The sequence below is a fragment of the Xanthomonas sp. NCPPB 1638 genome (genome assembly GCF_041475635.2).
GTDB classification, from domain to species: domain Bacteria; phylum Pseudomonadota; class Gammaproteobacteria; order Xanthomonadales; family Xanthomonadaceae; genus Xanthomonas; species Xanthomonas cucurbitae.
The window spans coordinates 1,412,341-1,424,091 of the sequence record NZ_CM192984.1; the positions used below are offsets into that span (position 1 = coordinate 1,412,341).

General features: G+C 64.4%; 9 protein-coding genes, 1 tRNA gene and 3 pseudogenes. 8 read left to right on the plus strand and 5 right to left on the minus strand.

Annotation, left to right across the window (positions count from 1 at the left end; translation table 11 throughout):
- Positions 1-184: 184 nt before the first annotated feature.
- Both ACCQ13_RS06105 and ACCQ13_RS06110 read right to left on the minus strand, forming a co-directional pair.
- Positions 185-271 (minus strand) — tRNA-Leu (locus ACCQ13_RS06105).
- 176 nt (positions 272-447) lie between these two features.
- Complete coding sequence (locus ACCQ13_RS06110) at positions 448-2,217, minus strand: M14 family metallopeptidase (RefSeq protein ID WP_372372358.1); 1,770 nt, start codon at positions 2,215-2,217, stop codon at positions 448-450.
- A 247-nt stretch (positions 2,218-2,464) separates the two neighbouring features.
- On the opposite strand from ACCQ13_RS06110, the gene ACCQ13_RS06115 reads away from it, so the two are divergent.
- Together ACCQ13_RS06115 and ACCQ13_RS06120 are read left to right on the plus strand one after the other, a co-directional pair.
- On the plus strand, positions 2,465-4,030 hold the full coding sequence (locus ACCQ13_RS06115) for a POT-type proton-dependent oligopeptide transporter (RefSeq protein ID WP_159406833.1): 1,566 nt from the start codon (positions 2,465-2,467) through the stop codon (positions 4,028-4,030).
- Positions 4,031-4,037: 7 nt separating this feature from the next.
- The gene (locus ACCQ13_RS06120) at positions 4,038-4,646 is read left to right on the plus strand and encodes a rhomboid family intramembrane serine protease (RefSeq protein WP_104603559.1); all 609 of its coding nucleotides are present in this window, start codon (positions 4,038-4,040) and stop codon (positions 4,644-4,646) included.
- A 127-nt stretch (positions 4,647-4,773) separates the two neighbouring features.
- Here the strand turns inward: ACCQ13_RS06120 and ACCQ13_RS06125 are convergent, their stop codons facing one another.
- Positions 4,774-4,974 carry a hypothetical protein gene (locus ACCQ13_RS06125; protein ID WP_104603560.1) on the minus strand — a complete coding sequence of 67 codons (201 nt, stop codon included), beginning with the start codon at positions 4,972-4,974 and terminating at the stop codon, positions 4,774-4,776.
- Positions 4,975-5,400: 426 nt separating this feature from the next.
- On the opposite strand from ACCQ13_RS06125, the gene ACCQ13_RS06130 reads away from it, so the two are divergent.
- Positions 5,401-6,237, plus strand: a complete 837-nt coding sequence (locus ACCQ13_RS06130; RefSeq protein WP_159406834.1) for a DUF3298 and DUF4163 domain-containing protein — start codon at positions 5,401-5,403, stop codon at positions 6,235-6,237.
- Between the two features lie 66 nt (positions 6,238-6,303).
- Positions 6,304-6,804, plus strand: a complete 501-nt coding sequence (locus tag ACCQ13_RS06135) for a MarR family winged helix-turn-helix transcriptional regulator (RefSeq protein ID WP_104603561.1) — start codon at positions 6,304-6,306, stop codon at positions 6,802-6,804.
- Between the two features lie 100 nt (positions 6,805-6,904).
- On the opposite strand, the gene ACCQ13_RS06140 is transcribed toward ACCQ13_RS06135, so the two are convergent.
- Positions 6,905-9,103, minus strand: a complete 2,199-nt coding sequence (locus tag ACCQ13_RS06140; protein ID WP_208800492.1) for a M3 family metallopeptidase — start codon at positions 9,101-9,103, stop codon at positions 6,905-6,907.
- 384 nt (positions 9,104-9,487) lie between these two features.
- Between ACCQ13_RS06140 and ACCQ13_RS06145 the strand changes: the two genes are divergently transcribed.
- From ACCQ13_RS06145 to ACCQ13_RS06160, 4 genes and pseudogenes are all read left to right on the plus strand, one after another.
- A complete protein-coding gene (locus ACCQ13_RS06145; protein WP_104603563.1) occupies positions 9,488-9,973 on the plus strand; it encodes a glutathione peroxidase in 486 nt (161 codons plus the stop codon).
- A 154-nt stretch (positions 9,974-10,127) separates the two neighbouring features.
- A pseudogene (locus tag ACCQ13_RS06150) lies at positions 10,128-10,223 on the plus strand (glutathione peroxidase); the annotation flags it as partial.
- A 154-nt stretch (positions 10,224-10,377) separates the two neighbouring features.
- Positions 10,378-10,473: pseudogene (locus tag ACCQ13_RS06155) on the plus strand (glutathione peroxidase); the annotation flags it as partial.
- Positions 10,474-10,627: 154 nt separating this feature from the next.
- Positions 10,628-10,720: pseudogene (locus ACCQ13_RS06160) on the plus strand (glutathione peroxidase); the annotation flags it as partial.
- Between the two features lie 159 nt (positions 10,721-10,879).
- Here the strand turns inward: ACCQ13_RS06160 and ACCQ13_RS06165 are convergent.
- On the minus strand, positions 10,880-11,659 hold the full coding sequence (locus tag ACCQ13_RS06165; RefSeq protein ID WP_159406835.1) for a ferredoxin--NADP reductase: 780 nt from the start codon (positions 11,657-11,659) through the stop codon (positions 10,880-10,882).
- Positions 11,660-11,751 lie beyond the last annotated feature (92 nt).

Below are 11,751 nucleotides of genomic sequence, written 5' to 3' on the forward strand. Positions count from 1 at the left end.
CCATCCCGCTGTGCAGCGGGATGGTGCGTCGCGCATCGGCGCATTGTTGTGCTGATGCAGGCGAAGGCCGTCCATCCGGCAAGGCGCGTCAGGCGATCGGCAACGACTGCGCTGCACCGGTAGCAACCGCCCAAACGCAAAAAACCCCGCCGAAGCGAGGTTTTTTGCGTTTGACCGTGAGTCGTGGTGCCCAGGAGAGGACTCGAACCTCCACGAAGTTGCCCCCGCTAGCACCTGAAGCTAGTGCGTCTACCAATTCCGCCACCTGGGCGACTCAGGGGACGAATTGTGCAAGTTGCATGCGCGGCTGTCAACGCATCTTCTGCAAGAATAGTTGCCGGTGGTATGGGTGTGCTTACGCTGCGGAGTCTCGTCAACACCGCCAGGGCAGTGCAGTGCCCTGGTCGAAGGACGTTCCGGCGCGCCTGGATAGTCCCGGCCGTGTCGTTAGAAGTCGGTCTGCGCGGTCCGCAGCACCGGATACAGCTGGTAGCGCTCGTCCCAGGAGGAATGGCGCCTGGCGAAGAATTCCAGCCGCGCCTGCGGGTCGGCGGCGAAGGCCTTGTCGCTGGCGAGGCGCTGTTCGAACTGCGCCTTCAAGTTGGCATCGCGGGCCAGCATGTCGCGCGCCACGTCTTCGGCGACATAGGCTTCCATGTATTCCTTGCGTTCGAAGGCGGTGTTGAAGAAGCTCCATTGCAGCAGCGAATCCGGCGCCTGCGGTTCCAGCATCGCCATCACCAGGCGTGCCTTGGGTTGGGCAATCGGCACGAACAGCGAGCCGGCCGGCACCGCGCGTCGTTCCTCGCGCCACTGCCCGCTGACCTCCAGCGTCTGGTGGCTTTCATTGGAGCGTGCTGCAAACTTGGCCGTGTCGGCGCGGAAGGTTTGCACCGGGCGCTCGGCAGCGCTGCCCAGGGTGCGGAAGTCGATGCCATGCAGGCGCAGTTTCTCGCCGATCATGGCGGCCTGCGCGGCAGGCACCAGATAGCCGCCGCGCGGCGCATCGACCACCAGATCGGGGGTGATCTGATCGCGCAGCGGCACGTTCCAGACCTGCGGCGTATTTTCGTCGTAGCGCGTCATCAGCGCGCCGGAGATCGGCGAGGGCGTGCGGGTGTAGGCATAGCCGCGGAACGCCACCGTGCGTGCCTTGGGGCCGGCCGCAAAACTCAGTGGTTCCGGCATGCCGGCCAGGCGGCTGCCGCGTTGATCGGCCGCCAGCGCATCGGCGCGCCAGGCGGTGCCGTGTCTGGCGGCCTGCTGCAACACCGACACGATGGTGTTGCGGGTGACCCGCACGCGCGTGGGGTAATCCTTCCACGAATGCGTTTCCACCAGCATGCCGAAGCGGTTGCGCAGCAGGAAATACCCATGCGAGAAGCGCGGCGGCGACACCTCGTCGGCAAAGCCGGAGGTGGGATCGTCATCGCGCACGAAGGACGGGTAGTACGGCAGCGGCAGCGAGCCTTGCTTGCGCAGATCGGCCAGTACCGCATCGCGCCAACGGGTGCCGTCGCGCTGCAGGGCGGTGTCACCGGCGTGCACCGGCTCCACCTGCACCGAGACGTCGTGCTCGAACTTGGCGCCGTCGGTGACATGCAGGTCCACCACCATCAGCGGGTCCCACTGCTGCACCAGGTGCAGCATGGCCTGCATCTCCGGTGCGTCGGCCTTGACGTAGTCGCGGTTGAGATTGAGGTTCTGCGCGGTGCTGCGCCAGCCCATCTGTTCGGGCCCGCGCTGGTTGGGGCGGTTCCAGGGGCCGAAGCGCTCATGGCCATCGATGTTGAACACCGGCACGAAGACCCACACCAGCTTGTCGAGCACGCCCTTGCCGGCCTTGCCATCGAGCAGTTCGCGCAAGGCCAGGAAACCGGCATCCTTGCCATCGATCTCGCCGGCATGGATCCCGCCCTGGATCAGCACGACCGGCAGCTTGCGCCGGGCGGCAGCATCGGCATCCAGGGCGCCGCTGGTGGACACGACCAGCGCCTGCATCGGGCGGCCTTCGGGCGTGGTACCGAATTGCGTACAACGCACGGCCTGCGGATAGCGCTGCGCGAATGCATCGCACAGCGCGATGACCTCGTCATAGCGACCGGTCTGCACGAAGCCGCTGCGCTCGGCCACGCTGGTCAACGGTTCGGCAGCGATCGCGGCGGGGAGAGCGGTGCACAACAGCAGGCCCAAGGCCAGGCGGGTGAAGCGGGGCATGCGGCAGTCCGGTCATCCAGGGAAACCTCGGCAATGTAGCCGAGCCGGCGCAGTGGGCCAATCTGCACTGCGACATGGCGCCCGCTCCCGCGCGCGATGCTGCCCGGCGCATTGCACGGCGGGCGCAGGGCGCACGCAGACCGGGCACGTCCATGCCAGGGGCACGCCTCTTTGCGCCGGCCTGCATGGCCGCGCGCCTGCTGGCGCCGGTACGATAGGGCCTGCCTACCGTTCGACCGGACTGCCCTTGACCACCTCGACCTTGCCCGGCGCCCCTGCCGGCGTGCGCCTGCCACGCCAGATTCCCTTCATCATCGGCAACGAAGCCTGCGAGCGTTTCAGCTTCTACGGGATGCGCAACATCCTTGTGCAGTTCCTGATGACCTCGCTGTTGCTGCAGGAGATCAGCGGCCCGGGCCGCGAGGCCGAAGCCAAGCACATTCTGCACAGCTTCATGATCGGGGTGTATTTCTTCCCGCTGCTGGGTGGCTGGCTGGCCGATCGGTTGTTCGGCAAGTACAACACCATCCTGTGGTTCAGCCTGGTGTACTGCGCCGGGCATGCCTGTCTTGCGGCGTTCGAAGGTAGCCGCAGCGGTTTCTTCGTCGGGCTAAGCCTGATCGCGCTGGGCGCGGGCGGCATCAAGCCGTTGGTGGCCTCGTTCATGGGCGACCAGTTCGACCAATCCAACAAGCACCTGGCCAAGGTGGTGTTCGATGCCTTCTACTGGATCATCAATTTTGGTTCGCTGTTCGCCTCGCTGCTGATTCCGTTGGCGCTGAAGAACCTGGGGCCGTCCTGGGCGTTCGGCATCCCCGGCATCCTGATGTTCGTGGCCACGCTGGTGTTCTGGCTGGGGCGCCACCGTTACGTGCGGGTGCCGTTGCCGCCGCACGACCCGCATGGATTCGGTGCGGTGGTGCGCACCGCGCTGCTGACGCGCGCGCCGGGGCAGGGCCGTCCTGGGCTGGCGCTGGCGTTGCTGTCGGTGGTGCTGGCGTTGGGCTGCCTGGCGCTGATCGCGCCGCTGGGCATCGTCATCTGCCTGTGCATGGCGCTGGTGCTGCTGCTGGCCGGCATCGGTGGCGGCACCTGGTGGCAGCTGGAGCGCGCGCGCGGCCTGCATCCGGATGCGGCGGTGGAAGGTGTGCGCGCCTTGTTGCGGGTGCTGGTGATCTTTGCGCTGGTCACGCCGTTCTTTTCGCTGTTCGACCAGAAGGCCTCGACCTGGGTGTTGCAGGGACGCGAGATGACCATGCCGGCCTGGTTCACCGCCTCGCAGATGCAGGCGATCAATCCGTTGCTGGTGATGCTGCTGATTCCGTTCAACAACCTGGTGCTGTATCCGCTGCTGCGGCGGGTTGGCTGGGAGCCCACGCCATTGCGGCGCATGACCAGCGGCATCGCCTTCAGCGGCGTGGCGTGGATCGCGGTCGGGGCGATCCAGGTGGTGATGGACGGCGGCGAGCCGATGCACATCGCCTGGCAGATCCTCCCCTATGCCTTGCTCACCTTCGGCGAGGTGCTGGTGTCGGCCACCGGCATCGAGTTCGCCTACAGCCAGGCACCGCCGTCGATGAAGGGTGTGGTGATGAGTTTCTGGTATCTGACCACCACGGTCGGCAACCTGTGGGTGCTGCTATCGAACGTGGCGGTGCGCAACGAGACGGTGACCGCGCAGATCGCCGATACTGGACTCAGCGAAGCGGCGTTCCTGATGTTCTTCTTCGCGGCCTTCGCGTTCCTGGCGGCACTGGCCTTCGGCCTGTATGCGCGCGGTTATCGCATGGTCGACAATTACCGTTCTGCCTGAGGTCCGCATGATTACCCTGATCCTGATTGCCATCACCGGCATCGTCTCCTGGATGGCGTTCAACAACCGCAAGTTGAGCGACCGCCTGATCCTGTGGCCGCCGGCGGTGGACAAGCACCGGCAGTACGACCGGCTGGTGACCTACGGCTTCATCCACGCCGACCTGGGCCACCTTGTCTTCAACATGGTCACCCTGTTCTTCTTCGGCCGGGTGATCGAGAACGTGATGCTGCAGCTCACCGGCAGCGTGCTGACCTATCCCTTGTTCTACCTGGCTGCGCTGGTGGTCTCGATCCTGCCCAGCTACCTGAAGAACCAGAACAATCCCAACTATCTGAGCCTGGGCGCATCGGGTGCGGTGTCGGCGGTGCTGTTCGCCTTCATCCTGCTGCAGCCGTGGACCATCATCCTGGTGCTGTTCATCCCGGCGCCGGCGATCATCTATGCGGTGTTCTACGTGGGCTACAGCCTGTGGATGGACCGCCGCGGCGGCGATCGCATCAATCACAGCGCGCACCTGGCCGGCGCGGCATTCGGGGTGATGTTCATGCTCATCATGGAGCCGCGGGTGTGGCAGATCTTCCTGCAGCAGCTTGCCAATCCCCGCTTCGGTTGAAGGCGTTTACGGGTTTTGCATCCTGCCATGGGCGGCGGTGTCGGCAGCGGCGGTGCCATTCGGCAGGCCCGGCAGTCCGGGCCGCGACTGCCAGGCGCGACTGTCCTGGCAGATGTGGTGGCGCTGCTCAGGCCGCGCTGCGGTCCTGTTCGGTTGCGAGTGACGCACCGGATGTCGCGCCATAGGCCTGTTGCAAGCGTCGGTACACCGTCTCGTTGAGCTGGGCGAAGTCAGGGCTGTGGGTGTCGCCGGCGATGGCGAACTGGAACAGGCCTTCCAGCAGCGAGCTGTCGCTCGGGGCATTGTTTCCCGCCGAATCGTTGTGCATGCGATGACTCCTCTTGGGTGAGCGAGGGCACTGGACGCGGCAGTGCTCTCGGCTCAGCTATCGGCGCTGGCAAAACGAACTTGAGTACTTCGCCGGTCGATTCGGGCGGCAGTGCACATCCTGGGTTCATTTTCACGCGAGTGCCGCGCAGCGCCGGTCACACTTCACCTCACACACCGTCGGCGACAGATCAGATCGGGTCAGCGACGATGCGTGGGGGCGTGCAGCTGATCTGCAGCGATGCGCTGGATGCCGGTGGGCAGCGTGCGGCGAATGGTCGGGGCCGTCTTGCATCATGCGTGTGGCCACCTTGCGGTTGTGTCCGTTTGCAACGATGCCACGGCCCGCATGCGACCGCATCATCATTCAAGACCTGCCAGTCCGATGCCGGCAGCGATGTTTTTCGAACAGGGGGAGCAGGTGGGAATGCAGCGGTTGCTTGGAGTGAACACGATAACGGGCGTGCTGCTGCTGGCACTGCTGGGCGGTTGCACGCAGCGCGAATCGGCGACTGACGTTGCAGTGGCACCTGCTGCCGATGTGGCCGCGACGCCGACGCCGCAGCCAGCGAACGGCGGCGGTCCCCTGCAGGACGTGATCGAGCATTCGCCGGCCTACATGGTCGGCATCAGTTATCCGCAGGGGCTGGATGCCTATCCGGAATTGGGGGCGTTGATCCGCGGCTATGCGCAGGATGCGCGCGGCGAGTTGATGCAGGCGGTCTCCGGGCTCGGTAACGACAAACCTGCCGCACCCTACGAGCTATCGCTGGCGTTCGAGACCCTGTTGCAAACGCCCGAGCTGATCGTGGTTGCGGCCGACGGCAGTCGCTATACCGGTGGCGCGCACGGTGAGCCACTGGTGGCGCGCTTCGTGTGGCTGGTCAAGGAGCGCAGGCAACTGACCTCGCAGGCCTTGATTCCCAGCCCGTCGGGCTGGGAAAAAATCGGTGGCGAAGTGGCCGCGCAGTTGCACGCGGCCGCGCAACAGCGCGTGGTGGCCGAGCGTGTGCCGGTCGAGCAGCAGGCAGAGCAGGTGGCATCGGCCGATCGCATGATTGCCGAGGGCACCGAGGCACAGGCAGGGAATTTTGCACAGTTCGTACCGGTCTTGAATGCGTCCGGCCAGATCGCCGCACTCCGTTTTGTGTTTCCCCCGTATCAGGTCGGGCCTTACTCCGACGGCACGCAAACGGCCGACGTCACAACTGCGACATTGCGTGCATGGGTCGCGCCGGAATATGTACATCTCTTCGCTCGCTGATCTATCGCCTTGTAGGTGGTGTGCTTGAATGATTGCGCCATTCAGTACAGTAATCAGACGGGTGATATGAGTAGCTTCAATGCGACCGCGAACCGTGTCGACCACACCTGCGAGCGTTACACGGCATTCCCGCGGGAACCCGCCGTCGTGGTTAGGTTGATCAAGCATCTCTACAAGCGGCTGCACACGATCAGTTGCATGCGCCTCAAGCCGTACGGCATCACCCCGCCGGAGTACGAGATCCTGATGATGTTGTATGGCACGCCGGAGCAGGCGATCACGCCGACCGAGGCGGCCGAGGCGGCCAGCGAGAAGCCAGCCAACATTACCCGGCTCACCGACCAGCTCTGCGAAAAGGGCTTGATTGCGCGCGGCAGCACGGCCGGCGATCGGCGCAAGATCATGCTGACCCTGCAGCCAGCCGGGCTGGAGTTGATCCAGAGCCTGCTGCCGGAAGCGTGCGAGCTGCTGGCGCAGCAGACTGCCGAGATCAGCGAGACCGAACAGGCCCGTCTGGAAAAGCTGCTGCGGAAATTGCTGCGCGGCGTGGACTCGATCGAGTCTTGAGCCTGGCATGGCGCGCGTGGATCGCACCGCGATCAACGCCGTCAACGACAACGCCGCCCGGATTGCTCCGGGCGGCGTTGTCGTTGGTACGGCCGTACGCTTACGGCTTGGATTGCGGGGTTTTCGGCGTGGCACTGCTGCCATCTTGTGTGCTCAGGCCGCGCTTTTCGAGCAAGGGCTCGATCTGCGGCGCATGCCCGGCAAAGTTCTGGAACAGCTCCATCGCATCCACGCTACCGCCGCGCGAGAGCAGGGTCTTGCGGAAGCGATCGCCATTGGCGCGGCTCAGGCCACCATGCTGTTTGAACCACTGCTGGGTATTGGCATCCAGCACCTCGGACCAGATGTAGGCGTAGTAACCAGCTGCGTAGCCGCCCATGATGTGGCTGAAATACGGGGTCTTGTAGCGCGGCGGGACCGGTGCGTAGGCAATGCCGTCCTGCTGCAAAGCCTTGGCTTCGAAGGCCATCACGCCGGCGGCATCGGGCACCTGGTTGGCGCTGATCTGATGCCAGTTCTGATCCAGCATCGCCGCACCCAGATACTCGGTGGTGGCAAAGCCCTGGTTGAACTTGGAGGCGGCAATCACCTTGTCCAGCAAGGCCTGCGGCATCGGCGTGCCGTTCTGATAATGCTTGGCGTAGTTCTTCAGAATCGACGGCTCGTCGGCCCACATCTCGTTGACCTGCGAGGGGAACTCGACGAAGTCGCGCGGCACGCTGGTGCCGGAGAAATACGGGTATTTGACGTCGGAGAACATGCCGTGCAGCGCATGCCCGAATTCATGGAACATGGTGGTCACTTCGTCCCAGGTCAGCAGCGTAGGCTGGCCGGCCGGCGGCTTGGGGATGTTGAGGTGGTTGGCCACCACCGGCTTGAAACCGGTCAGCTCGGACTGCGAGACGTAGGAGTTCATCCATGCGCCGCCGCGCTTGGATTCGCGGGCGTACATGTCGGCGATGAAGATCGCCAGCTGCTTGCCGTCGGCATCGAACACGTCGTAGACGGTGATGTCGTCGCGGTAGGTCGGCAGGTCGGTCCGTTGCTTGAAGGTCAGGCCGTATTCCTGGGTGGCTGCGTAGAACACGCCGTTTTCCAGCACGTTCTTCAGCTCGAAGTATGGCTTGAGCTGCGATTCGTCGAAGTTGTACTTGGCCTGGCGCACCTTCTCGCTGTAGTAGGTCCAATCCCAGGCTTCGAGCTTGAAGGTCGGCTTGCGTGCGGATTTTTGTTCCTTGTCGATCATCGCCTGCAGGTCGGCGGCTTCGCGCTTGGCGTTGGCGACTGCAGCCGGTGCCAGCTTGCCCAGCATCGCGTTGACCGCTTCGGGTGTCTTGGCGGTCTGGTTTTCCAGCGAATACGCTGCAAAGGTGGGAAAACCCAGCAGCTTGGCCTTGTCGGCACGCAGCTTCATGATGCGCGACACCAGTGCGGTGTTGTCGTACTGGCCGCCGTGGCTGCCGCGCGACACCGACGCATCGTAGATACGCTTGCGCAGCTCGCGGTTCTTGAGCTGGCTCAGCGGCGGCTGGCCGGTGGTGTTGAGCAGGGCGATCACGTACTTGCCCTCGAGCTTGCGCGCCTTGGCGGCTTCGGCGGCGGCGGCGATCTGTTCGTCGGACAGGCCGTCGAGCTGCTTGACGTCGTCCACCACCACGGCGGCGGCGTTGACCTCGGCCAGCACGTTCTGGCTGAAGGTGGTGCCCAGCTTGGCCAGCTCGGCATTCATTGCCTTGAGCGTGGTCTTGTCGGCATCGGAAAGCTTGGCGCCGTTGCGCACGAAGTCGCTGTGGTACTTCTCGATCAGGCGCACGCCTTGTGCATCCAGGCCCAGCTTGGTGCGTTGGTCGTACAAGCTCTGGATGCGCGCAAACAGCTTGCCGTTGAGCGAGATCGCATCGCGATGCGCGGCGAACCTGGCCGAATAATCGGCCTGCAGTTTCTTGCGCGCGTCGTTGGTGTCGGCACCGACCAGGTTGAAGAACACGGTGGTGGCGCGGTCGAGCGTGGCGCCGCTTTTCTCCAGCGCGATCAGGGTGTTCTCGAAGCTCGGCTTGGCCTTCTGGTTGGCGATCTTGTCCACTTCCTTCAACTGCTCGGCCATGCCAGCGTCGAAGGCGGGTGCGAAATCGCTGTCGGTGATCTTGTCGAACGGCGGGTAGTGCAGTGGCAGGCTGCTGTCGGCGAAGAACGGGTTGGCCTGGGTGGCGGTCTGGGTGGTGGCGGGTGCGGCGATGCTGTAGGACGGCATGGCAAGTCCCAGGGACGCGGCCAGGGCGAAAGCAAGACGGGTGGTCAAGAGAGTGGCTCCAGAGTGCGACCCGATAGGCTAACCCAGCCTGGTGGGAGGGACTTGTGACAAAAGGCATGGCCTTGCGCTGTTTGTGGACGGCAGGCCAGTGAGTCGGTGCAAACGTAGCCATGGCCATGGCGCAGGAGATGTTGCAACGCCACAGCGGGGCAGTTGCGTCTGCTGCGGTTTGCGTTTGCGCTGCCACTGCCGCCATGACCGGGCGCAGCGATCGTGCTGGATGCGCGCTGGCGTCGTGGTGCGGTCATCTTTCCACCGGCGTGGTTCGGCGATGATCGCCAATACAGGCGGCCGGCCACGCCAGCCGGCAGTCACCGTGCAGCAGTGCCGCGCAGGCGTTACCCTTGTAGCTTCTTCCACGCCGAGCCTGGCATGCACGATCTGACGACGTTCGACTTCACCGACCTGGACGGTCGCACGCATGCGATGGGCGATCACCTCGGTCAGGTGATCCTGGTGGTGAATGTGGCGTCCAAGTGCGGGTTCACGCCGCAATATGCCGGGCTGCAGGCGCTATGGCAGCGCTATCGTGATCGCGGGCTGGTGGTGATCGGATTTCCCTGCGATCAGTTCGGGCATCAGGAGCCGGGTGATGCGGCGCAGATCCGGCAGTTCTGTTCGCTGGATTACGCGGTGGATTTTCCGTTGTCCTCCAAGATCGAGGTCAACGGCAGTGGTGCGCATCCGCTGTGGCAGTGGCTCAAGCGCGAGCAACGCGGCGTGCTGGGGTCCGAAGCCATCAAATGGAATTTCACCAAGTTCCTGATCGGCCGAGACGGTGCTGTGCTGGAGCGTTATGCGCCGACGACAAAACCCGAAGCACTGAGTGCGCAGATCGAGCGCGCGTTGGCCGCGTGATCTTGCAGGGCGTGCAGCGGAGAACGTAGGAGCGCACCTGGGCGCGATGCAGCGTTCCCGGTAATGCCCGTCGCGCCCGGGTGCGCTCCTACGAGGCTGCGTGCCAGCGTCTCGCAGGAGCCTTTTACTTCTCGACGAAGGCGCGTTCGAACACGTAATCGGCCGCGACGGCGCTGTGCTGGAGCGCTATGCCCCCACGACCAAGCCCGACGCCATTGCTGCCGATATCGAGCGAGCGTTGGCCGCGTGATCTTGCAGGGCGTGCAGCGGAGAACGTAGGAGCGCACCTGGGCGCGATTCAGCGTTCCCGATAACGCCCGTCGCGCCCGGGTGCGCTCCTACGAGGCTGCGTGCCAGCGTCTCGCAGGAGCCTTTTACTTCTCGACGAAGGCGCGTTCGAACACGTAATCGGCCGCGACGGCGCTGTGCTGGAGCGCTATGCCCCCACGACCAAGCCCGACGCCATTGCTGCCGATATCGAGCGAGCGTTGGCCGCGTGATCTTGCAGGGCGTGCAGCGGAGAACGTAGGAGCGCACCTGGGCGCGATGCAGCGTTCCCGATAACGCCCGTCGCGCCCGGGTGCGCTCCTACGAGCCTGCGTGCCAGCGTCTCGCAGTAGCCTTTTACTTCTCGACGAAGGCGCGTTCGAACACGTAATCGGCCGCGACGGCGCTGTGCTGGAGCGCTATGCCCCCACGACCAAGCCCGACGCCATTGCTGCCGATATCGAGCGTGCGCTGGGCTGATGCGTACGCATGCCAGGCCAGCGATGACGCGCGTGAGATGTGGCCGTCGTAGCAGATCAGTGTAGGAGCGCACCCGGGCGCGAGGGGCGTTCCCGATAACGCCCGTCGCGCCCGGGTGCGCTCCTACGAGCCTGCCTGCCAGCGTCTAGCAGGAGGCTTTTACTTCTCAACGAAGGCGCGTTCGAACACGTAATGCCCCGGTGTGCCGATGCGGGGCGAGGTCTGGAAACCGCGGCTGTCCAGCAGCGTGCGCAGGTCGGCCAGCATCTGCGGGCTGCCGCAGATCATGAAGCGGTCGTTGGCCGGGTCCAGCGTAGGCAAGCCCAGCGTCTGCTGCATGCGGCCATTGGCCATCAGTTCGGTCAGGCGGCCCTGGTTGGCGAAGGTTTCGCGGGTGACCGCCGGGTAGTACAGCAACTTGTCGCGCAGCAGATCGCCGAGGAATTCGTGCTGCGGCAGTTCGTGCTCGAAGTAGTCGCGGTAGGCCAGATCCTGCACGAAGCGCACGCCCTGGGTGAGGATCACCTTGTCGAAGCGCTCGTAGGTTTCCGGGTCCTTGATGATCGACAGCCACGGCGCCAGCCCGGTGCCGGTGCCCAGCAAATACAGGTTGCGCCCGGGGTGCAGATCGCTGATTAGCAGCGTGCCAGTGGGCTTCTTGCCGACCAGCACCTTGTCGCCGGGCTGGATGTGCTGCAGCCGCGAGGTCAGCGGGCCATCGGGCACCTTGATGCTGAAAAACTCCAGCTGTTCTTCCCAGTTGGCGCTGGCGATCGAATACGCACGCAACAACGGGCGCGTTTCGGTTTCCAGGCCAATCATCACGAACTGGCCGTTTTCGAAGCGGAAACCGGGATCGCGGGTGGTGGTGAAGCTGAAGTAGGCATCGGTCCAGTGACGGACCTCAAGCACCGTTTCGGCGCCAAAAGCGGAAGACATACCGGTGAGTGTCGTGGGAGGAGTACCCCCTGATTCTACCTCAAGCCCGCCAAATGAGATGAACTCTCATTTGGCGGGAATGGAGAATCGGG